The organism is Trinickia sp. EG282A, assembly GCF_040965455.1.
In the GTDB taxonomy this organism is placed as follows: Bacteria; Pseudomonadota; Gammaproteobacteria; order Burkholderiales; family Burkholderiaceae; genus Trinickia; species Trinickia symbiotica.
In genome coordinates, this window is sequence record NZ_JBFRCC010000003.1 from 616,236 (window position 1) to 637,617 (window position 21,382).

Here is a 21,382-nt window from a genome sequence, read left to right on the forward strand (position 1 = left end):
CCCTGCCCTGCTTCGACCTCATGCTACTCGGCGACGAGCCCATGCCGAATCGAATAGCGAATCAGCTCCGCACTGTTGCTGAGCCCTAACTTCTGCATCAGCCTGCGCTTGTGCGTGCTGATCGTCTTTGCGCTCAGCGCGAACGCGTCGGCGATCTCGTTGATGCTTTTTCCCGCCGCCAAGAGGCGCAGAACTTCGAATTCTCGATCGGACAGAATCCCGTGCGGCGGTGTGTCGCCCGAGTGTCGCTCGAATACGATGGCGTCGACGAGCTGCGGATCGATGAACCGCCCGCCCGCGGCAAGCTTGTGGATCGCCGCCAGCAGAATCTCGGGATCGCTGTCTTTCGTCACGTAGCCAGAGGCGCCCGCGCGCAGCGCGCGCGAAACGACCTGCGCTTCGTTATGGATGCTGAGAATCAGGATCGGCATCGCCGGATACTCGGCATGCACGCGCCGGATCAGGTCGACGCCGCTGATGCCGGGCATTGTCATATCCAATGTCAGCAGATCGACCGCGTTCGCGCGCAGCTTCGCCAGCACGTCGGCGCCGCTCGCCGCTTCATCTACGACGATGGTGTCCGCCGCCGTGGCGACGATCTGCTTCAGTCCGCTACGCACGACGGCGTGATCATCGGCGATCAAGATTCTGATCATGTTGCTTTCCGCTATGGGTGTTGAAGGGAACGCTGATCGAGACGACGGTGCCCGACTTCGGGGCGCTGTCGATCTGTAACGAGGCGCCGATCAGCCTGGCGCGCTCGCGCATGCCGAGCAAGCCGTATGAATCGTGCTTGCCGGCGGCGACCGCGGGATCGAAGCCGCGGCCGTTGTCGCTCACATGGAGCTCGAAACCCGCGTCGTTGCGCGTCACGGTCACATGCACACGAGTCGCATGCGCATGGCGCGCGACGTTCGTGAGCGATTCCTGCACGACGCGAAAAACCGCCGTCGCATGCGCGTCGCAGAGCACCGGCTCCGATGCGTTCATAAGGAACTGGCATGGTATGCCCGTTCGCTTGCCGAAATCCTCGGCCAGCCATTCGAGCGCCGACGCGAGGCCGAAGTTGAGCGCGGCGGGCCGAAGATGGTTGGCCACATTGCGGACCATCAGAATCGTCTTCTCGACGAGCTCGCGCATCTCAGCGACCCTCCTGAGCAGTTCGGAATCGGTCAACTGCATCTTCAGCAGCGACACATCCATCTTGAGCGCGGTCAGCAGTTGCCCCAGCTCGTCGTGGACCTCGAGCGCGATGCGCTTGCGCTCTTCTTCGCGAACGGCTTCCATGTGCGCGCCGAGCTCGCGCAATTGCTCGCGCGAGTCGAGCAGTTCGCGCTGCTGCGCGCGCAGGTCCACGTTAGCCCGCGCGAGCTCCTGGGTCCGCTTGGCGACGCGTGCCTCGAGCTCATCCCGAATGCGCGAAAGTTCGCGCTCGGCACACTCTCGCACGGCCACTTCGTTCTCGAGGCGCCGGTTTTTCTCGACGAGCGTCCTGTGCATCGCGCGCATCTCCAGGTGAACGTTGATGCGTGCCATCATTTCATCGATCCGCACGGGCTTGGTCACATAATCGACACCGCCCGCATCGAAACCTTCGACCATATGGTCGATGTCGTCGGCCGCCGTCATGAAGATCACGGGAATGTCGCGCGTGCGCCAATCGGCCTTCAATTTGCGGCACGTCTCGAATCCGCTCATGCCCGGCATTTTGACGTCGAGCAATATGAGGTCCGGCAGCGAGAAGCGGGCGCGCTCGACCGCCTCCTCGCCGTCGAGCGCGATCAGGACGCGAAAGCCGCGGTCCGTCAGATTGTCCACGACGACGCCGAGGTTCGCGGGCGCATCGTCGACGATCAGCAGCGAAGCCGGGGGAGACTGCGCCGTCATTGCGATGGCCGTCATGGCTCGCTCCCTGTATCGAGGTGCCGCTCGACGAAGGCCAGCAGCTGTTTCGACTGATAGGCCTGCGCCAATGCGTCGAGGGCCGCCGAAAACGAGGCGTGGCGTGCGTCCGCGGCGGCAATCGCTTCAGCCCAGCGACGCACGCCGCGCATGTCGCCCATCCGCGCGAGGCAATGAAGCTCATTCATTCGCTCGACGCCGGGCGTGGGCAACCGCTCGAGCGGCAAGCGGGAACGCTCGAGCGGCGTCCCATCGCGCGGCTCCCCGCGGCCCGCTTCCACCGCCGCCGGAAGATCGAAGCGGAAGACGCTGCCTTCGCCTACGCTGCTCTCGACTTCGATGTCCGCGCCCATCGCACGCACGAACTGGCGGCTGATCGCGAGTCCGAGACCGATGCCGGCATCGCGGCCGCCGGTGCTCGCCACTTGCTCGAACGGATGGAAGATCGTCTCCACTTGATCGGGATGGATGCCGATGCCCGTATCGCGCACCGCGAAGCGCACGCTGCCCGAGGGCGTGCATGTCACGTGGAGACCCACGACGCCGCGCGCGGTGAACTTGACGGCATTGGTCAGCAAATTGAGCAGCACCTGCCTCAAGCGCCGTTCGTCGGCTCTCACGCAGCGGGGCACGTCGGGCGCGATTTCGCACACGAATGCGAGCCCTTTGTCGGCAGCCTTCATGGCGATGGCGCCGTGAATCGATGCGACGACTGCGGCGGGCTCGACCTCGCCGATGTCCACACGAAGCTTGCCCGCTTCGATCGTGGCGAAATCGAGCACGTCATGGATCAGCCCGAGCAGATGCTCGCCGCAACGCAGGATCACGGACACCGACTCGCGCTGCGAATCGGAAAGCGTGCTGTCGCGCTTGAGATTTTGCGCGTAGCCAAGAATTCCGTTGAGCGGCGTACGCAACTCATGGCTCATGTTCGCAATGAAGGCGCCCTTCGCGCTGTTTGCCGCCTCGGCCGTGCGACGCGCCTCGCGCTCCGTCGCCGCATCGCGCTCGTCCAGATAAGCACGATGAAGACGCGCGCCCATCGCATTGAACGCCGTCACCACACGTTCCAGCTCATCTGGCACGGGGGGACGCCTGCGATCGAGCACGAGCGGGCTCGGCGCATAACGATAGTCGTAGCGATCGACCCTGCGCGCGAGCGCCGTCAGATGCCGCATGACGATTCGATCGAGCAGGAAGGTGATGAGGAGCGCCACGAGGAATGTATTCGCGGCTTGGTTGACGAGAATCAGCACGGCGGTTCGCGTCAGCGACCGGTAGAGATCGTCCAGCGTCGCTTCGACGTGGAGTGTGCCGATCAGGCGATCGGTGCCGCCTTGCACGTGCCGCACGATAGGGTAGTCGCGCGAGAAGACGGCCGCGCCGCCGCGCGTGCCGCTCGCGACCACCATGGGCGACGGACCGATCTCGCGTACCTCGACGGCGCGGATATCGGCAAGACGCGCGATGCCGTCGACCTCGAGCTGCAGTTGCGCGCGATCGAGCCGCCAGAGCGCCTCGGCCAGGCTCGCACCATAGCTGCGGCCGATGTCAGATAGCCGCTCTTCGACGAGCGCCGCGCCCTTGTGATAGTCGCGATCGAGTTGCACGGCCGTCAGCAGCACCGTCACCGCGCAACTGAACACGAAGACGATCGCAAGGAGCCGCACGACGACACTACCGCGCAGGCGTGCAAACGGCCCGCGGGCAGCGGCTAGCGCGTTGAAGTTCATCATTCCGTTCGCGGAGAAACCGGTATGCATCGCCCGTATTTTGCACGTGTTCATGGCACCGCTTTCGCGCCTATGGTCAGGAAATTCTGTCAAACGGCCGCGCAAAACGATGAATATCGCGTCAGAAAATCCTTACCCGCATTCCCCGCGCACTCATTCGCTGAACGACATCCAGTACTTGTCGGGGATTTGCCGATCGGCGGCGGAGAGATACGGATTTGGGAGCCAGATGATTTTGCGCCGCGCGGGCTCCGTCACAGCAAGCGCGTTTTGGACATAGGGGTCGCTGTTGAAGAGCCGCATGTACGAGCCGTCCTCGTAGGCGGCCGCGAGCCCTTTTTCGAGCGTCTCGGCAAGGCGCTCGTTCTGTTTGTTCGTATAGAAGATGAAGTCGGAGCGGTAAGCGAGGAGCAGATGGTCTTCGACGACGAGGTCCGGGTCGGCTGCGCGCCGGTCGGCCACCTCGGCGTCGGCCTCGACGAGCCCGCGAGGGAAATAGTCGACCCGTCCCGCTTCCGTCATGTTGAAGAGCAAGTCGTAGGTCGACGTCTCGACCTTGAGGCCCGCGTTTTTGAGAATGCCGACATCCACCCAGCTGAAGCCCTGTCCAGCCGTCAACGTCTTGAGCTGATCGAGATCGTCGATACGATCGAACTCGGGCTGACGGTCCTTTCGTATGATGAAGACGCGCAATCCGATCAGGCCGCGATACAACGGAATGCGAATCGGTCGCAAGTTCGCCTCGTCGCTCGCCGACATGCTCGCCCAATGGAGATTGACGGTCTTGCCCTCGGCGAGTTCTCGCAGCGCGCGGGACCGCTCCATGACATCGCGCGAGGGTTCGATCGTGCAATCCGAATGCGTCTCGCTCATCGCGAGCTGAATGAGGGCCTTGACGAACTCGGCTCTCCCGTCCACGCGGTTCGACGCGCGCGGGTAGACGATCCTGAAGTGCTCCGCGAACGCGGGTGGCGACGCCATCACCAGCAGTGAAACGATCAGCGCGAGCCAGGCATGCCGGCGGCATGCCCCGCTCGGTCGAACGCCGGCGGCGCAACGATGACGGACGACTCGGGTGATATGCATGAGGCAATTCAAAATCGGGCGGCCGGTAGAGCCGGCGGAAAACGCGTCCCTGCGTGAACTCCATGGCCGCGAGCGGGGCCGCGGGACGATGCATCGCAAGAAACGTCCGCGATGCGGATAGGAAAATGCCATAACGCGCCCCGTTCGGCTGTAAGGAATTCCCTAATCCAGAATGGAAAAAGCTTGGTTGTCCTAAAGATCCGGCGCCAATGGCCGATAAGACCGGCAGAAGCGGCCCCGAGCGCGAGAACGCGACAACAGCCGACGGCATGAGGCGCGCGCCGCGGTGGATTCGCGCAACACCCTCTCGCGCTTCCCCCGGGCCGCCCATGCCGGATTCATCATGCTAAATACCTTGCTGGCGCGGATGCCGATGGGGCGCCGCTTCAACGTCGTGATCGCACTGGCGCTCGTGCCGATCCTCGCGCTTTGCTATTGGCTGCTTGCGCACGCATGGTCGGCATTCGTCGTGGCGGACAGATCCGAAAACAGTTTCGTATCGCTGCGCGCGACGTTCGTCGTCATGGAAAAAGTGTCGGCCGAGCGGGGCCCGATGAACGCCGTGCTCGGAGAGGATGCGCCCACACCCGCCCCCCAGGCGGTCGCCCTTTCGCGTGCACGCCTCGCCAGCGACGAGTCGATCGCCGAGTTGACCGCCACGCTCGAGCCCATCGAATGCCGTCAGTGCGCCGCCGCGCTGACGATGGTGACGAAATGGAAAGCACAGCTCGCACAGGCGCGCGCCAACGTCGACCGTCTCGCCCGCCAGCCTCGCGCGCTTCGCCAGGACGACGCCGTGCAAGCGGCCGTGCGGCAGATGTTCGCCGTCGTCGACGGCATCGCGCCTTTGCTGCTGTCGGAATCGACGACCGTCGCTCGCGGCGACTCGGGCGCGCTCAATTGTCTGATCATGGCAAGGCTCACGGCCGAGCTGCGGGAGCAGGCAGGACGTCTCGGCTCGCATCTGACGGGCGCGCTGGCCATGCGTCGGCCTTTGACGCTCGACGAGAAGCTCACGATCGAGCACACGCGCGGGCGGATCGACCAATTGCAGACCATGCTGGATTTGCGCATGGCGGACCACCCCGATCTCGCGACGCAAGCCTTCAATACGATGCATATCCGGTATTTCGGCGAGGGCGTGACCTACTTCCGAACGATCGAAGCGCTGGCGAGCCGGCCTGGCGGCGCGGAGATCACGACCGCCGCGTTCGCGGAGCACTACGTCCCGGACATGAGCTCGATCGTTGCGTTTCGCGATGCAGTCCTCGATGCTGCGCAGGAAGAATTGCGACGCAACCGCGCGTTGAGCCTGTGGGCCTTCGCCGCGACCGGCATCGGCGAATTCGCGCTACTTGCCGTACTCGGCTGGATCGTGCGCAAGTTGCGCCGCGAGGTAGTCAGTCCGTTCGCCCAAGCCACGACGGCCATTCGCGCGATCGCCAGCGGCGATCTCACGAAGGAGGTCGTGGTGCCGTCCGTGCACGGCGAAGTCCGGGAAATGTTCGACGCCATCCAGGTGCTGAAGGTCACGAGCGTCGAGCGCTCGCGGCTCGAAGCGGAACGGGTCCGCCTGATGCAGGAACTCGCGCTCATGGCCGAGACCGATTCGCTCACGCGCCTCCTCAACCGTCGCGCTTTCGAAAAGCAGGCGCGAGCGCTTTGCGGCGAACCGCGGACCGATGCAACGTGGATCGCGCTCATCATGTTCGACATCGACCACTTCAAGCGGATCAACGACACCCACGGCCACGCGGTGGGCGACGAAGCGCTGCGTCTCGTGGCGCGCGCGAGCCGCCGGCATTTCGATCGCTCGGAAATCGTCGCGCGCATCGGCGGCGAAGAGTTCGCCGTCATCACTCGCGTGCGCACCTGTAGCGACGCACGGGATGCCGCCGAGCGCTTGCGCGAGGACATCGCCCGCATCGCGCTCCCGACCGATTCCGGCACGAGCTTCCGCATGACCGCAAGCTTCGGCATTGCCTTTGCGCAGCCGAAGGACGGCGCCGATGTCGCGCACCTGCTGAAGCAGGCGGACGGCATGCTCTATGAGGCAAAACTGGCCGGCCGCAATCGCGTCGTGGCGCAACCAATGCGCGCGGCCGATGCGCTCGAAGCCCCGCCGCCCAATGCGTGAGGTCTCGGGCCGGCAGCGGACCCGCTCGGAGAACGGCGGCGCGAGAGCGCGATCAATGCGGAAGAAGCGATCGCTCGCCGGCGAGCAGCACAGCCGGCGCGCCCCGCTCGACGATGCGCCCCCCCTCCATCACGAGCACTTCGTCGACCAACTCGGTCAGCCCGCAGAGCCGATGCGTGATCAGAAGCACGCTGCGCCCCTCCATCAGCTTGATGACCGCGGCTAGCAGCGCGCGCTCCGTCACGGCATCAAGCCCCTCGGTGGGCTCGTCTAGCACGAGGATCGCTGCGTCCGTCAGCAATGCGCGGGCAATGGCGAGGCGCCTCGCCTGGCCGCCCGAGAGTCGCGCGCCGGCCTCACCCACTTCCGTGTCGTAGCCCTCTGGAAGCGCCGCGATGAAATCGTGCAGTTGAGCACTGCGGCAAGCCGCTTCGAGCATCGCCTGATCCGCATCGGGCCGGGCGACCAGAAGATTGTCGCGAATCGTCGCGTTGAAAAGATAGGTGTCCTGAGCAACGACGGCGATGCGCGCGCGTATTTCATGACCCGCGCACTCGCGCAGCTCCGCGCCGCCCAAGCGGATGCTGCCTCCCTGATAACCGTGGAATCGCAGCAGCACGTTCGCGACGCTGCTCTTGCCGGCTCCGCTCTCGCCGACCACGGCAATACGGCGGCGCGCCGGCAGATCGAACGAAATGTCGTCGAGCGCCCATGGTGCGTCTTCGCCGTAGCGCATCCGCACGTTGCGGAACGACAGATCGCTGCCCGCCGGCAAGGCAGCAGCGTGCGCGGGATCCGCGACGGCCGGCTTCGCATCGACGAGCGCGAAGATACGGCGCGCGGCCGCGAGGCTTTCGCCCAGCACCTGCATGGCAAGCGGCAAGGGCGTTACGGCCTCGAAGCTCGCCAGCATCCACAGCGCAAGCATGACGAGATCGGCACCCGGCATCGTTCCGTCGCTCACGCGCGGAATCGTCAGCAGCAACGTGCCCCCCATCGCGAGCGATGCCGATGCGGCGAGGACGCCTTGCGAGAAGCCGTTGAGCCTGCTCACGTCGCCTTGCGCCGTCGCCAAACGCTCGGACAAGCGATCCACGCGCTCGGCATAGAGAGGACGGCCCCCATAGACGCGCAGTTCGCCAAGCCCCTGCAGACTATCGACGATCGTCTCGCGCATTCGCGCACGCAGCGCGACGACCGCGCGCGACGGGCCGCTCGCGCGCGCGAAGATCAGCGCCGGCAGTGCAACACCGGCAAGAATCAGAAAAACGAGCAGCACGGCAGCAGCGGACGCATTGACCACTGCCGCCGCCGCCACGATCACGAGCGAGCCGAGCGCCGCCACGAACACCGGTACGAAGACGCGCAGATAAACGTGGTTGAGACTGTCGATATCGGCCTGAATGCGGCCGAGAAGATCGGCGCCACGCAGATCGGACAGTCGGGCCGGGGCAAGCGGCTCGATGCGCACGAAGAACCAGACCCGCAGCTGGGCGAGCAGACGTAGCGTGGCCTCGTGCGTGACGAGCCGCTCGACATAGCGGCCCGCTGTTCGGACGATCGCGCAGGCGCGGATCGCCGCGGCCGGCGTGAAGTAGTCGAACGCCGCATGCGTCAGCCCCGCCAGCGCCATCGAAGCGATGAACCAACCGGCGATCGCCATCAAGGCGACGTTCGCGAGCAGCGTGGCGAGCGACAGACCCGCCCCGAGGGCCATCCAGCGCCAGTAGGGGCGAAACAACATGAAGAGGCGCGCGAGATCGGTCCGCGCGTCGTTCCCGTCGCTTTCCGGCCATGCCGCGGCATCGCGTGGCAAATCCTTGTCACCCATGTCGTTCATAGGCAAGTCGCGAACTCTGCACCGATAGGATCAGCCGTATGTGCACGAACGAGTCGCGCATAGGCCCCCTGCCGGGCCAACAGCGCTTCATGCGCGCCCGCTTCGACGGCGCGCCCGGCTTCGAGCACGACGATCTTGTCGGCGAGCCGTGCCGTCGCGAGACGATGCGCGACGACGAGCACCGTGCGCCCATGCGCGAGGCGGCGCAAGACCTCGTGAATCTGGGCCTGATTGCGCGCATCGAGGTGGGCGGTAGGCTCGTCGAGCAATACGACGGGCGCGTCTTTCAGAAACGCGCGCGCGAGCGCGAGGCGTTGGACCTGCCCGCCCGACAACCCCGCTCCGCGCTCGCCGAGCGGCGTGTCGTAACCGCGCGCAAGCGCCGCGATGAACGCATCGGCGCCCGCCAGCGCAGCCGCTTCGCGCACCATGGCCATGGTGGCGTCAGGGCGCGCGATCAGCAGGTTGTCGAGCACACTGCCGACGAAGACGTGCGCGCGCTGCGGAACCCAGGCCACATTGGCTAGCCAGCTTGCTTCGTCGAGGACTTCGAGCCGTTGGTCGTTGATCCAGATGTGCCCCTTGTCAGCGTGCGCAAAGCCGAGCAACAGGCTCAAGGCCGTGCTCTTGCCCGCACCGCTCGCGCCGACGAGCGCCGTCATGCTGCCGGACTCCGCCGTGAAGTCGAGACCGTTCAGCGCTGGCCGGCCATTACCGTATGAAAACGAAACGGATTCGAAGCGAATGCGATAGCCGCGTGCCGCTTTCAAGTTCTGCGTGGCCTCGCGACGTTGCGGCTCCGGTATCGCGAGAATCTCCGCGATCCGCTCGGCCGCGCCGATCGCTTCCATGCGCGCGTGATAGTGCGTACCCAGCGTGCGCAACGGCAAATAGAACTCGGGGGCGAGCAGCAGAACGAAGAACGCCGGCTGAAAATGCATCTTTCCGTAAAGCAGATTGAAGCCGATGAGGACGGCTACGATCGCGATGCTGACGGTCGAAAGAAACTCGAGCGCCACCGATGAAAGGAAGGCGATGCGCAGTACCGACATCGTACTTTGCCGATAGGCCTCCGACACGCGCGCGACGACTTCGGCCTCGCGGCGGCCGGCATTGAAGAGCCGCAGCGTCGTCATGCCCGAAAGCGCATCGAGAAACCGTGCGCTGAGCCGCGCGAGCCTGCGCCATTGGCGCTGGTTCGCCGCCACCGCATCCTTGCCGAGCAGGATCATGAAAACGGGAATGAGCGGAGCGGTCAGCACGAGCACGAGCCCCGAAACCCAATCGACGGGAAAAACGACGACGAGCACCGCGAGCGGCAGCAGCGCCGTCAGCGCCCGGTTCGGCAGCCAGCGCGCGTAGTAGCCTTCGAGGGCCTCGATGCCGCCGACGAGATGGCTCGACAGCGCGCCGCTCGACTCGCGCTGCAGCCATGCCGGACCGAGCGCGTGAATCTTGCGCAGGAGCTCGCCGCGCAGCTGTATGCGAATCGTCGCGGCGCCGGCGAAAGCGAAACGCTCCGCCGCCTGCATGGCAACGAAACGCAGCGCAATCAGCGGCAGCATGGCGGCCAACACGGGCCACACCTGCGTGAGAGACGCACCGCCGACGACCACTTTCTCCACGCTCCACGATAACAACGCGGCTTGCGCAACGACGAGCAGGCCAGCGACGAATCCGGCCGCGACAGAAAGCCTCAGCGGCGAACGGATGCGCACGGCGAGTTGCCTGAGCCACGCATCGAGGGTCTTCTTTTGCTGGGAGGTAAAGCTTGGGCTCATAGTGAAGCGAAGCTGACGTCGAAGGAAACTGTCGGCTTTTCGCGTGCGTCCTTCTCGCTGAGAGAGGCGAGAGAGCGGTTGATACCAGCCGACCTGCCGATGACCGCGGTCAGCCCGCAAGTTAGCAGAACCGCGTGCCGCGCGGACTGCGCAATTCGTCGCACGGGTGGCAAGCCGCGACAAAAAGCCTCGCGATTCCAGCGGCCTGCGACAACCTGGCCCATCTCGTTGCGACGGTATGCCGCAATGATTCGTCGCTCGCTTAACTAGAATTCTCAACGTTGGCTCTCCCCCGCATTCGAGCTTCCACGCCGATCGGAGAAGTTCGCCTCGGCGCAGGCGGCGACGGCCCGCGATACCGTCCATCGCTGTCCTTAAACGACCGCCGCCCGCCATCCGCACGTTTCGACAACGGCTTGCATTGGAGCACCCATCAAATGATTAGCGACACCGTGGTGGAACTGTCGCGGCTGCAGTTCGCCGTCACAGCGCTATACCACTTTCTATTCGTCCCGCTGACACTCGGTCTGTCGTTTCTGCTCGCGGTCATGGAGACCGTCTACGTCATCACCGGCCGGAAGATCTACCGCGACATGACGCAGTTCTGGAGCCGGCTCTTCCTGATCAATTTCGCACTCGGTGTCGCGACCGGCCTCACGATGGAGTTCGAGTTCGGCACCAACTGGTCGTTTTATTCGCGCTTCGTCGGTGACGTGTTCGGCGCACCGCTCGCGATTGAAGGCCTGATGGCGTTCTTCATGGAGTCCACCTTCGTCGGATTGATGGCGTTCGGCTGGGAGCGTCTCTCGAAGGGCAAGCATCTGATCGTCACCTACCTCGTCGCGCTCGGCTCCAATCTGTCCGCGCTCTGGATCCTCGTCGGCAACAGCTTCATGCAGAATCCGAACGGCGCCGTCTTCAATCCGGTGACGATGCGCCTGGAGCTGACGAGCTTCGGCGCGCTGTTCTTCAGCGAGGACGCGCAGACGAAGTTCGTTCATACGAGCATCGCGGGCTATGTGACGGCCGCCGTCTTCGTGACGGCAGTGAGCGCCTATTACATGCTGCGCGGCCGCCACATGGATCTCGCCAGGCGTTCGTTTCGCATCGCGAGTCTCTTTGGCGTGCTTTCGGTGGCGGGCGTCATTACGCTCGGCGATGCACTCGGCTTCGTCGGGGGACATGCTCAACCGTCGAAGCTCGCCGCGATGGAAGCCATGTGGCAAACCGAGAAGGCGCCCGCGCCGTTTACGGTCGCCGCATGGCCGAATCAAAAAGAACAGCGCAACACCTGGAGCATCCAGATCCCGTATGTGCTCACTCCGCTTCTGACCCATACGTTCGACAAGACCGTACCCGGCATCGATCGAATCGAGGTTGATGCGGTAAAGCGCATTCGCAACGGGATTCCCGCCGTCGAGGCATTGAAGGTGCTCAGCGCCGATCCGACGAACGCGGCCGCGCTCGCGCAGTTCGAAGCGCACAAGTCCGATCTCGGCTACGGCTTTCTCGTCAAGCGTTACGCGGCCGGCCAGGATGTCTCGAAGGCGACCGAGGCCGACATCGTGAAGGCATCGAAGGATGCAATCCCCAACGTCCTCGTGATCTTCTGGGTCTTCCGCATCATGGTGGGCTGCGGCCTGCTGATGCTCGCGTACTTCGTCATCTCCGTGATCCTCTCGCTGCGCGGCGATGTCGATCGACAGCGTACGTTTCTCAAGCTCGCGCCTTGGATGATTCCGGTCCCGTTCATCGCCTGCGAGGCGGGATGGTTGACCGCCGAAGTTGGTCGCCAGCCGTGGACGGTCTTCGGCGTGCTGCCGACCTGGATGTCGGCGTCGACGCACAGCGTCGAATATCTGGTGTTTTCGCTAGTCGGCTTCGTGCTGATCTATTCGATCTTCGCAGTCGTCGAAATTTACCTGATGGTCCGAGCAATCCGGCAAGGTCCCGAAGACCACGGCGATCGCGGCGGCCATGCCGACGAAAAGCCCCGCCGCCCGGTTCCCGCGCTCTCGGGCGAGCTCGTCACCGCGCACGCCGCGCTCGTCTCCCTGCGCAAGGAGCAGTGAAATGGAACTGTATCTCGTCTTCAAGCTGATCTGGTGGGCACTGCTCGGCGTCTTGCTGATGGGCCTCGCGACGATGGTCGGCATGGACATGGGCGTCGGCGCGCTGTTGCGTTTCGTGGGCCGCACCGATACCGAGCGCCGCGTCGCGATCAACACGATCGCGCCGCATTGGGACGGCAACCAGGTCTGGTTCGTCCTCGGAGGCGGTGCCGTCTTCGCCGCGTTTCCGCTGCTTTATGCCACCGCTTTCTCGGGGCTTTACGTCGTGATGCTGTTGTTGCTCTGGACGATGATCGTTCGTCCGCTGGGCTTTGAATTCCGCAGCAAGCTCCCTGACGCAACATGGCGCAATGTCTGGGATTGGACGCTCGTCGTGAGCGGCGTCGTGCCTATGTTCGTCTACGGCGCGGCAATCGGCAACATGTTGCTCGGCGTGCCGTTCCACTTCGATTGGGATCTCACCTCGTTCTACACCGGAACTTTCCTGAGCCTGCTGAATCCGTTCGCGATCCTCTGCGGCCTCTTGGCACTGTCGCTGTCGATCTACATGGGCGGCGTGATGCTCATCGGCCGCTCGGAACCCGGCGCCTTGCAGCAGCGCGCACGCCGCGCCGCGAGCATCGCGATCGTCGTCGCGCTCGTGCTGTTCGCGATCGGCGGCGTCTGGGTCAGTCAGCTATCCGGTTACCAGCTCTCGCAAGCGCCGGCGCCCGGCGCCGCGCAAACGCCGCTGCAACAAACCGTGCAGCTCGCGGCGGGCGCCTGGCTCGATCACTATCGCCACGCGCCCATCCTTTGGCTCGTGCCGGCGCTCGGCTTCAGCGCGATGATGTTCGGCTTCCTGATGGTGCGCGCCAATCGGTCGACGCTCGCCTGGTGGTCCGGCGCACTCGCATGGATCGGCGTGATCGGCTCGGTCGGCGCGAGCATGTTCCCGTTCCTGATGCCGTCGTCGAGCAACCCGTCTCAGAGCCTGACGATCTGGAACGCCGTGTCGAGCCGCACGACGCTGATCTGGATGGCGGGCTGGGCCGGCGTCTTCATGCCGGCGATTCTCGCCTACACGAGCTGGGCTTTCTACGTCATGCGCGGCAAGGTCAAGGCCGGGCACGTCGCCTCGGACCCACATGCCTATTGATTCGCACCGACAAATCGATACACCGACAAATCGATATTTATTTAGGAGTGCTCAATGAAGACATTTATTCATTTCGTGATGTTGATGGCGGCCGCTGTCGTCGCCATTGTCGCCGGCGTAGTGGTCGGGGACTACGGGGCCTGGTACTTCTCCTGGGTCGTCGGGACGATCATGATCGTGCTCGCCGCCGCGGCGGGCGGCGTGCTGCTCGATACGCAGGAGAAAGAACGGGCCAGCGCGAGCTAGGCTGCTCGGGCGCGATGCGATCATGAGCCGCTCGCCGCACCGTCTCGCCTTCGCGCCTGCAGCTCGGGGCCGGGTCCAGGCTCCATGCATTCCTCGATGAATTGAGCCGCCACTGACGCGAGCGCGGCCGGCCCGGTATAGACGATCGTATGCGCCTGGCGCGGGATCAGCACGATTCGGCCGGCCGGAAAGCGCGCGGCCAGGTCTTCAGCCCACGATTCATGGCAGATCGGATCGTGCTGTCCGCGCACCACGAGCATCGGCACACGAATGCGTTGGCACTTCGTTTCGAGCGCATCGTCGAGCGCATATTGGAACGTGCGCAGGATTCGCAGGTAGCCGCTTTTGCGATACGACTCGTGGCTGATCGTCTCGAGTTCGGGCGGATTGTACGGAGCGTTCTGTCGCCAACGAATGAACTGGCGTAGCCATGAACGCTCTTCGGGCGGGGTGGTGGGCCCTTGCAGGACGCCCGCCGCGATGCGCTCTGGATAGCGCGCGGCGAGATCGATGATGACCTGGCATCCCTGCGAGTTGCCGAGCAACGCGGCGCGCACGAGCCCCGTCACATCCATCCAGGCGACGAGCGCGTCGGCCATCTCGCCGATGTCGAGCACGCGATCCGGATGCTCGCTTTCGCCGAAGCCGGGCAAATCGGGGACAAAGACCTCGAACCTGCGCGCGAGACACTCCGCCGTCGGCATCATGTACTCGTGCGAGAGGCCTAGCCCGTGCACGAGGACGAACGGCAGACCCTTGAGCCGCTGAGGGCCTGGCGCCGCGACGGCATGCATGCGAAGCGCGCCTACCCTCGCCCATTCGCTGTGGAATCCGACAACGGCATCGGCGTGAGCCATGATTCGCAGTACTGACGATGGATTGCGGCGGTTGGGGCCTGGGCTTGCGATCGATACGTACAGCGACGCACACTTCGCGTACCCGCCGGGAACGGACGATGCTCGCCCGATATCGACAATGCCCGCATGTCGCCGGTGCGTATGCGGCGTCACGCACGCAGGAGGCCAGATGTCATCTGATCCGCCTATCCCCGATCAGCCAACGATTCCGAATCCTCCGACGCCCGGCAAGCCGGAGGATGTACCCGATATCGGCACGCCGGAGCCCGCCCCCGGTCAGCCCGCTGAGCCCGGTTCGCCGCCGGCGCAGCCGCCGACGGCTTCCTCGTAGAGCTCGATTGGCAATCCGTCGGGATCGCTGAAAAACACAAAGCGTTGACCGGTCAGCTCGTCGAGCCGGACGGGCTCGACCATGACCCCGTTTTCGGTGAGCCAGTCGACGCACCGATCGATGTTGTCGGTGCTGAACGCCAAGTGGCGTAGGCCCCTCGCCTCCGGGTATGAAGGCCGCGGCGGCGCGTCGGGAAACGAAAACAATTCGAGCTGGCAATGATCGCCGACGGCGAGGTCGAGCTTCCAGGAGCGCCGCTCCGCACGCCACGTCTCGCGCATCGCGGGAAAGCCCAAGATATCGGTGTAGAACCGCCGCGATCGCTCGTAGTCCGAACAAATAATGGCGATGTGATGAACTCCGTCGAGCCGCATGGCAGCGTTGCTCATGATTTCTCCGTGACGATGGCTCTTTCTTTATATCACCGAGCGTGCCGGAGACCGCGCGATTGAGGTCTGCTCCGATGCTCGCGAGTCCGCCTCAAATATGCCGATTTCCGATAACACGTCCGATTTATGGCGTCGTACTATCGAGTTGGCAAACCGGGTTGTTCCCGACGCAGGCGTTCCACCGTTTCGTCATGACGCGCGGTCGGCAACAGCTTGCATCGGTCGACGCGCTACTCGAAGAGTGAGTCCCTAGAGCCCCCTCGGCGGGCGGACAGGAGTCCGAATGAACTGTACCGAGACGATCGGCGCCCGCACCTATCGGTTCGCCGACCTGAAGACGCTGCTTGCCAAGGCGAGCCCGCCGCGCTCGGGCGACCAGCTCGCGGGCGTCGCCGCCGCGAGCGAGGAGGAGCGAGTCGCCGCCAAAATGGCGCTCGCTCAGGTGCCATTGCGTGCCTTTCTCGACGAGCCCGTCGTTCCTTACGAAAGCGACGAAGTCACGCGCCTCATCATCGATTCGCACGACGCGCAGGCGTTTGCGGAAATCGCGCACCTGAGCGTCGGCGACTTCCGCAATTGGCTGCTCTCGAGCACGACCGATACCGACTCGCTCGTCCGTGTGACCGACGGCCTCACCCCGGAAATGGTCGCGGCCGTTTCGAAACTGATGCGCAATCAGGATCTCATCGTCGTCGCGCGCAAGCGGCCCGTCGTCACACGCTTTCGTAACACGATCGGGCTGCCGGGCCGGTTATCGGTACGCCTGCAACCCAATCACCCGACCGACGACGTAAAAGGCATCGCCGCCTCGATGCTGGACGGGCTTCTCTACGGCTGCGGCGATGCGGTGATCGGCATCAACCCCGCGACGGACAGCCCGCAGGCCATCACGACGCTGCTCGCCATGATCGATGAATTCCGCCGCCGCTACGATGTCCCGACGCAGTCGTGCGTGCTCACGCATGTGACCAATACGATTGCGGCAATCGAAAAAGGCGCGCCCGTCGATCTCGTCTTCCAATCGATCGCGGGCACCGAGCAAGCCAACGCGAGCTTCGGTGTTTCGCTCGCGCTGCTCGACGAGGCACGCGACGCGGCACTCTCGCTCAAGCGCGGCACCATCGGCGACAACGTGATGTACTTTGAAACAGGTCAAGGCAGCGCCCTGTCCGCCAACGCGCACCACGGCGTCGATCAGCAGACCTGCGAAGCACGCGCCTACGCTGTCGCCCGCCGGTTCAAGCCCCTCTTGACCAACACCGTCGTCGGCTTCATCGGGCCCGAATACCTCTATGACGGCAAGCAAATCATACGAGCGGGCCTCGAGGACCACTTTTGCGGAAAGCTGCTCGGTGTGCCGATGGGTTGCGATATCTGCTATACGAACCATGCGGAGAGCGATCAGGACGACATGGACAATCTGCTGACCCTGCTCGGCGTGGCCGGCGTCAACTTCATCATGGGGGTGCCGGGTGCCGACGATGTCATGCTCAACTACCAGAGCACTTCGTTTCACGACGCCCTCTATGTCCGCGAAGTGCTGGGACTGCGCCGCGCGCCCGAATTCGAGGCGTGGCTGCGATCGATGCAAATCGCCGACGGCGACGGCGCGCTGCTTCCGGTCGCGGGCAGTCAACCGCTCATCGAGGGCGTGCGCGAATGGGTGGATCGATAGCCGCGGTGCACGAGAAGAGAGGCCTATGAGCGAATTCCTGGAGAAAAATCCCTGGCAGGCGCTGCGGCGATACACGCAGGCACGCATCGCGCTCGGCCGCGCCGGCGTGAGCCTCCCCACCGAGCCGCTGCTTGCGTTCAATCTGGCGCACGCGCAGGCGCGCGATGCCGTGCATCAGCCGCTCGATGCCGAGGCGCTGCACGAGCGGCTACGTGAGCAAGGCTTCGTATCGCTCGACGTGCATAGCGCCGCCATCGATCGTGAGCACTACCTGAGGCGGCCCGACCTCGGGCGCCGCTTGTCGGACGAGAGCCGCGATCGACTCGCGCGCAGCGCCTCGGGCACGCCCGACATTGTCTTCGTCATCGCCGATGGTCTCTCGGCACTTGCTGCGTCGAGGCATGCGGTTACGTTGCTGACCGCGCTGCGCCCGAAACTCGACGACTGGCGACTTGCGCCGATCGTCGTCGCGCGGCAGGCGCGCGTCGCGCTCGGCGACGAGATAGGACAAATCCTGGGTGCACGCTTCGTCGTGATGCTCATCGGCGAGCGGCCCGGGCTCAGCTCGCCGGACAGCCTCGGTATTTACCTCACCTACGAGCCGCGGATCGGCCGCACCGACGCCGAGCGCAACTGCATTTCGAACGTGCGGCCCGAAGGGCTCGCATACGATAGCGCCGCCCACAAACTCCATTACTTGCTCATGCAAGCGCGGCGCTTGGGGCTCACAGGCGTTGCTCTCAAAGACGACAGCCATGCGCTGGAGCCAACGACGCCAAGCGCGCAAGCAATCGCCGATGCCACCCCTGCGCATTCGCGCGATCAATCCGCGTAAAGCCGTCGCGCCGGGTACGCTCAGTGGAACGGTCCGCGCAGGTGCGCAACGCACTGCTATGAAGCGGCCACGCGCTGACCTAAACTGGTAGGCGGCTATCTCAGCGCTGTCTCACTGCGCCTCGCAAGCCGCGCGAACGATGTACGGCGGCGGCGCGGCCCGTTCGATGCGCGTGTGGAAGCGCTCGGCACGGGACTTGCGTAAGCAGCGCCGACCTCCGCTATTCGCCAATGATTACGTCCAGTTTACGAGCGTCGGTCGTTCCGTGGAGAACGTCATGCTTCGCATCACAATATGGAAGCACGCGGCAGGCGACGAAGAGCAAGTCGACCCGCCGCTCCCCCTGCATGACTTCGATCGACGGCACGCTCGAAGACAAAAGCTCGTGGCGCTCGTCCTCATCGGCGCGGCGATTGCCGCGATGGCGATCGTAGCCGGCATGGCCGTCACGGGCCTCGTCATCTACCTCGTTTCGATTTTGCCGTTCGTCTTCTTCGCCGCGTAAGGCGGCAGCGCCTGAGTTCCGGCAGGCGGGGCAAGTTGTGCTTGCCCGCTCGCCGGGCGCTCGCGGGCCGCCGCCGGGGCCTCCTGCTCGGCAGCGTCCGCGTCGATCGGCGGCGTCTCGGGCGGCGTCTCATCGGCCGGCAAGGTGAACCAAAACGTCGCTCCACGAACCGTGCCGTCGGCGGTCGTCCTGTTGGCCGCCCCAATCCTGCCGCCGTGCGCTTCGACGATCGCGCGGCAGATGGCAAGGCCGAGGCCGATTCCGGGCTTCGCCGATTCTTTTTCGCCACGCGTGAATTTTTCGAATACACGCGCCTCCATGCCGGCCGGTAACCCAGGTCCGCTGTCCAGAATGTCCAGTTTCACGAAGCGCCGCCCCCCTTCGTACGCCACGGCCGCGGCGACGACGATGGGCGAATCGGGCGGCGTGTACTTCGACGCGTTCTCGAAGAGATTCGCGAAGAGTCTTTCGACGAGCACCGCGTCGAGCCGCACGAGCGGCAAATCAGCGGGCACTTGCGCTTCGATGCTTCGGCCCGCAAGCATGCGACGACATCCGGCCAGCGCGGCGCCGACCACTTCCTCGATCGACGACCACTGACGATTGAGCCGCATGCTGCCTTCCTGCAGGCGCGCCATATCGAGCAGATTGGTGACGAGCCCGGTCATGCGCAGCGCTTCGTCGTGGATCGCTTCGGCCAGCTCTTCACCGCTCTGCGTGCGGGCTTCGGCCCGGCCCGGCGCTTCGGCGAGCATCGATGCGAAGCCGACGATCGCCGTCAGCGGCGTGCGCAGATCGTGCGAAATCGCGGACAGCAGCGAGTTGCGCAATCGTTCGGACTCCATACTGACGAGCGCGTCCTGCGCGATCTCGACGTAGTGAACACGCTCGAGCGCCAGCGCGATCTGCGCCGCGAACGTATCGATCATCGTGCGCTGCTCGGGCACCTGAAGCTCTTCCATGCGCGGCGACACGAGCGCAATGACACCACGCGTACGCATGGGGGCCTTCAACGGTAGATACAGCGCCGTTGCGGCCGGCAGAGTATCCGTGCCGCAACCGGCCGGCTTTTGCTGGTCGTAGACCCACTGCGCGATGTCGTTGTCGAGCTCCGATTCGCCGAGCGCGAGGGCGGGGTCGGGGTTGTCGATCTTCTGACGGACTTGCTCGCCGCTGTCCGGCAGCAAGATCGCGACGCGCGCCTGAAAAACCTCCGCGACATGGCGCGACCCGATCTCGATGATCTGCGCCGTCGTGAGCGCGGCGCCGAGCTCGCGCGTCATCGCGAACATCGCGCCCGTGCGGCGCTCGCGCATCGTCGCAACGCGCGCCTGCCTGCGCAGGCTCGCCGTCAGATTGCTGATCGTCAGCGAGGTGACGAGCATGACCGCGAACGTCAGCAAATACTGCGTATCGGAGACCGTGAACGACATGCGCGGCGGCACGAAAAAGAAGTCGAACGACGCCACGCCCAGAAATGAAAACAACACGCCGGGCCCTCGGCCGAGACGCGCAGCCGTGAAGATCGTGCCGAGCAGATAAAGCATCACGAGATTCGCGAGCGAGATCCGGTCGAGCGTGAAGCTCGCGAGCACCGTGATCGCCGCGCAGAGGCCGATCGCAGACAGATACGCGGTCGGCTTCGAACGCCCGCGGTCCAGACCGAGTCCCGCGAAGCGGGCTGCCGACTCTCGACGCGCCGCTTCGTCACGCACCGTGCCGGTGTTGACGAGCGTCACGTCGATATCGCGGGCCGCGCGGATCAGGCGTTCGGCCGTCGATCGCCGCAGCCGCGCATGCAGGCCCCACGAAGCCGACGCGCCGACGACGAGCTTCGACACGTTGCGCATCCGCGCGTAGGCGATCAAGGTCTGCGTCTCGTCCTCGCCTTGAAGCGTCACCGCCTCGGCACCGAGTTCCGACGCAAGCTTCAGCGCGTCGAGCGTTCGCTTGCGCATCGCGTCGGGCAGCCGCTGTAGTTTCGGCGTCTCCACGTACACCGCCAGCCAATCGGCCTTCTGGCTCGCCGCCAGCCGCGCCGCGGCGCGCACGACCGTGCCGCTTTCCGGCCCGGCGCCGACGCACACGATGATTCGCTCGCGTGCCTGCCAGATCCGCTCGATCGACTGATCGGCGCGGTACTCGCGCATTTGCGCATCGACGCGATCGGCCGTGCGTCGCAACGCGAGTTCGCGCAATGCGATGAGATTGCCTTTGCGGAAAAAGTTGCGAACCGCGTTCTCTGCCTGATGCGGCAGATAGACTTTGCCCTCGCGAAGCCGATCCAGTAGTTCCTCGGCGGGGAGGTCCACGAGCGTGACTTCGTCGGCCAGATCGAACACGCGGTCCGGCACCGTCTCCCATACGCGAATGCCGGTGATCTGGCCCACGACGTCGTTCAGACTCTCGAGGTGCTGGACGTTGACGGTCGTATAGACGTCGATCCCGGCATCGAGCAGCTCATGCACGTCTTGCCAGCGTTTCAGATGGCGCGAGCCGTGGACGTTCGAGTGCGCGAGCTCGTCGATGAGGATCAGTCCGGGCTTTCGGGCCAGCGCGGCATCGAGGTCGAACTCGGCGAGCAGCCGGCCGCGATACTCGAGCTTGGCCGGCGCGACGATCTCCAGGCCCTCGAGCAATTCGAGCGTCTCTTTGCGACCGTGTGTCTCGGCCACCCCGACGACCACGTCGACGCCCTCTTCCTTGCGTCGCCGCGCCGCCTGCAGCATGGCGAATGTCTTGCCGACGCCGGCCGACGCCCCGAAAAAGATCTTCAGCCGACCGCGGCGCTGCTTCTCTTCTTCCCGCTGGAGCTTGTCGAGCAGCGCGTCGGGATCAGGTCGTTCCATACGTAA

At 64.7% G+C, this 21,382-nt stretch carries 16 protein-coding genes; 7 read left to right on the forward strand and 9 right to left on the reverse strand.

The window, feature by feature from the left end:
- Window positions 1–23: 23 nt before the first annotated feature.
- The 4 genes from AB4Y31_RS17320 to AB4Y31_RS17335 form a co-directional block, all read right to left on the reverse strand.
- Window positions 24–656: a response regulator transcription factor gene (locus tag AB4Y31_RS17320; RefSeq protein WP_018438832.1), complete on the reverse strand. Its 633-nt coding sequence runs from the start codon at window positions 654–656 to the stop codon at window positions 24–26.
- A complete protein-coding gene (locus tag AB4Y31_RS17325; RefSeq protein WP_368674962.1) occupies window positions 631–1,902 on the reverse strand; it encodes a response regulator in 1,272 nt (423 codons plus the stop codon). The genes AB4Y31_RS17320 and AB4Y31_RS17325 overlap by 26 nt, the downstream gene beginning before the upstream one ends.
- Window positions 1,899–3,689, reverse strand: a complete 1,791-nt coding sequence (locus AB4Y31_RS17330) for an ATP-binding protein (protein WP_368674963.1) — start codon at window positions 3,687–3,689, stop codon at window positions 1,899–1,901. Before AB4Y31_RS17330 ends, AB4Y31_RS17325 begins: the two co-directional genes overlap by 4 nt.
- Before the next feature lie 99 nt (window positions 3,690–3,788).
- A complete protein-coding gene (locus tag AB4Y31_RS17335; protein ID WP_368674964.1) occupies window positions 3,789–4,721 on the reverse strand; it encodes a substrate-binding periplasmic protein in 933 nt (310 codons plus the stop codon).
- 343 nt (window positions 4,722–5,064) lie between these two features.
- On the opposite strand from AB4Y31_RS17335, the gene AB4Y31_RS17340 reads away from it, so the two are divergent.
- Window positions 5,065–6,858: a diguanylate cyclase gene (locus AB4Y31_RS17340; protein ID WP_368674965.1), complete on the forward strand. Its 1,794-nt coding sequence runs from the start codon at window positions 5,065–5,067 to the stop codon at window positions 6,856–6,858.
- A 52-nt stretch (window positions 6,859–6,910) separates the two neighbouring features.
- Here AB4Y31_RS17340 and cydC read toward each other — a convergent pair whose 3' ends face one another.
- Both cydC and cydD read right to left on the reverse strand, forming a co-directional pair.
- Window positions 6,911–8,698, reverse strand: a complete 1,788-nt coding sequence (cydC, locus tag AB4Y31_RS17345) for a thiol reductant ABC exporter subunit CydC (RefSeq protein ID WP_368674966.1) — start codon at window positions 8,696–8,698, stop codon at window positions 6,911–6,913.
- Window positions 8,695–10,479 carry a thiol reductant ABC exporter subunit CydD gene (gene cydD, locus AB4Y31_RS17350; RefSeq protein WP_368674967.1) on the reverse strand — a complete coding sequence of 595 codons (1,785 nt, stop codon included), beginning with the start codon at window positions 10,477–10,479 and terminating at the stop codon, window positions 8,695–8,697. The genes cydC and cydD overlap by 4 nt, the downstream gene beginning before the upstream one ends.
- Before the next feature lie 437 nt (window positions 10,480–10,916).
- Between cydD and AB4Y31_RS17355 the strand changes: the two genes are divergently transcribed.
- Genes AB4Y31_RS17355 through AB4Y31_RS17365 form a run of 3 tightly spaced genes read left to right on the forward strand, consistent with a single transcriptional unit; the run spans window position 10,917 to window position 13,935 of the window.
- Window positions 10,917–12,551, forward strand: coding sequence for a cytochrome ubiquinol oxidase subunit I (locus tag AB4Y31_RS17355; RefSeq protein WP_368674968.1), 1,635 nt, complete (start codon window positions 10,917–10,919; stop codon window positions 12,549–12,551).
- A gap of 1 nt (window position 12,552) precedes the next feature.
- Entirely contained in the window at window positions 12,553–13,689 is a 1,137-nt protein-coding gene (cydB, locus tag AB4Y31_RS17360) for a cytochrome d ubiquinol oxidase subunit II (protein WP_368674969.1), read from the forward strand.
- 54 nt (window positions 13,690–13,743) lie between these two features.
- The gene (locus AB4Y31_RS17365) at window positions 13,744–13,935 is read left to right on the forward strand and encodes a hypothetical protein (protein ID WP_368674970.1); all 192 of its coding nucleotides are present in this window, start codon (window positions 13,744–13,746) and stop codon (window positions 13,933–13,935) included.
- A 20-nt stretch (window positions 13,936–13,955) separates the two neighbouring features.
- On the opposite strand, the gene AB4Y31_RS17370 is transcribed toward AB4Y31_RS17365, so the two are convergent.
- Together AB4Y31_RS17370 and AB4Y31_RS17375 are read right to left on the reverse strand one after the other, a co-directional pair.
- On the reverse strand, window positions 13,956–14,729 hold the full coding sequence (locus AB4Y31_RS17370) for an alpha/beta fold hydrolase (protein WP_368674971.1): 774 nt from the start codon (window positions 14,727–14,729) through the stop codon (window positions 13,956–13,958).
- Between the two features lie 339 nt (window positions 14,730–15,068).
- Window positions 15,069–15,512: a VOC family protein gene (locus tag AB4Y31_RS17375; RefSeq protein ID WP_368674972.1), complete on the reverse strand. Its 444-nt coding sequence runs from the start codon at window positions 15,510–15,512 to the stop codon at window positions 15,069–15,071.
- 283 nt (window positions 15,513–15,795) lie between these two features.
- Here AB4Y31_RS17375 and AB4Y31_RS17380 point away from each other — a divergent pair, with 283 nt between their 5' ends.
- From AB4Y31_RS17380 to AB4Y31_RS17390, 3 genes are all read left to right on the forward strand, one after another.
- Entirely contained in the window at window positions 15,796–17,187 is a 1,392-nt protein-coding gene (locus AB4Y31_RS17380; RefSeq protein WP_368674973.1) for an ethanolamine ammonia-lyase subunit EutB, read from the forward strand.
- A 25-nt stretch (window positions 17,188–17,212) separates the two neighbouring features.
- Window positions 17,213–18,022 (forward strand): ethanolamine ammonia-lyase subunit EutC, encoded by an 810-nt coding sequence (eutC, locus tag AB4Y31_RS17385; protein ID WP_368674974.1) that lies wholly within the window; start codon window positions 17,213–17,215, stop codon window positions 18,020–18,022.
- 277 nt (window positions 18,023–18,299) lie between these two features.
- Window positions 18,300–18,527: a hypothetical protein gene (locus AB4Y31_RS17390; protein ID WP_026229323.1), complete on the forward strand. Its 228-nt coding sequence runs from the start codon at window positions 18,300–18,302 to the stop codon at window positions 18,525–18,527.
- Here AB4Y31_RS17390 and AB4Y31_RS17395 read toward each other — a convergent pair.
- Entirely contained in the window at window positions 18,485–21,376 is a 2,892-nt protein-coding gene (locus tag AB4Y31_RS17395) for a DUF4118 domain-containing protein (RefSeq protein WP_368674975.1), read from the reverse strand. The genes AB4Y31_RS17390 and AB4Y31_RS17395 overlap by 43 nt on opposite strands.
- Window positions 21,377–21,382: the final 6 nt, after the last annotated feature.

What these genes read in the sequence shown, in the direction of transcription:
- AB4Y31_RS17320 (WP_018438832.1), bottom strand. Translation starts at nt 656, where the DNA reads ATGATCAGAATCTTGATCGCCGATGATCACGCCGTCGTGCGTAGCGGA.
- AB4Y31_RS17325 (WP_368674962.1), bottom strand. Translation starts at nt 1,902, where the DNA reads ATGACGGCCATCGCAATGACGGCGCAGTCTCCCCCGGCTTCGCTGCTG.
- AB4Y31_RS17330 (WP_368674963.1), bottom strand. Translation starts at nt 3,689, where the DNA reads ATGAACACGTGCAAAATACGGGCGATGCATACCGGTTTCTCCGCGAAC.
- AB4Y31_RS17335 (WP_368674964.1), bottom strand. Translation starts at nt 4,721, where the DNA reads ATGCATATCACCCGAGTCGTCCGTCATCGTTGCGCCGCCGGCGTTCGA.
- AB4Y31_RS17340 (WP_368674965.1), top strand. Translation starts at nt 5,065, where the DNA reads ATGCTAAATACCTTGCTGGCGCGGATGCCGATGGGGCGCCGCTTCAAC.
- cydC (WP_368674966.1), bottom strand. Translation starts at nt 8,698, where the DNA reads ATGAACGACATGGGTGACAAGGATTTGCCACGCGATGCCGCGGCATGG.
- cydD (WP_368674967.1), bottom strand. Translation starts at nt 10,479, where the DNA reads ATGAGCCCAAGCTTTACCTCCCAGCAAAAGAAGACCCTCGATGCGTGG.
- AB4Y31_RS17355 (WP_368674968.1), top strand. Translation starts at nt 10,917, where the DNA reads ATGATTAGCGACACCGTGGTGGAACTGTCGCGGCTGCAGTTCGCCGTC.
- cydB (WP_368674969.1), top strand. Translation starts at nt 12,553, where the DNA reads ATGGAACTGTATCTCGTCTTCAAGCTGATCTGGTGGGCACTGCTCGGC.
- AB4Y31_RS17365 (WP_368674970.1), top strand. Translation starts at nt 13,744, where the DNA reads ATGAAGACATTTATTCATTTCGTGATGTTGATGGCGGCCGCTGTCGTC.
- AB4Y31_RS17370 (WP_368674971.1), bottom strand. Translation starts at nt 14,729, where the DNA reads ATGCATGCCGTCGCGGCGCCAGGCCCTCAGCGGCTCAAGGGTCTGCCG.
- AB4Y31_RS17375 (WP_368674972.1), bottom strand. Translation starts at nt 15,512, where the DNA reads ATGAGCAACGCTGCCATGCGGCTCGACGGAGTTCATCACATCGCCATT.
- AB4Y31_RS17380 (WP_368674973.1), top strand. Translation starts at nt 15,796, where the DNA reads ATGAACTGTACCGAGACGATCGGCGCCCGCACCTATCGGTTCGCCGAC.
- eutC (WP_368674974.1), top strand. Translation starts at nt 17,213, where the DNA reads ATGAGCGAATTCCTGGAGAAAAATCCCTGGCAGGCGCTGCGGCGATAC.
- AB4Y31_RS17390 (WP_026229323.1), top strand. Translation starts at nt 18,300, where the DNA reads ATGCTTCGCATCACAATATGGAAGCACGCGGCAGGCGACGAAGAGCAA.
- AB4Y31_RS17395 (WP_368674975.1), bottom strand. Translation starts at nt 21,376, where the DNA reads ATGGAACGACCTGATCCCGACGCGCTGCTCGACAAGCTCCAGCGGGAA.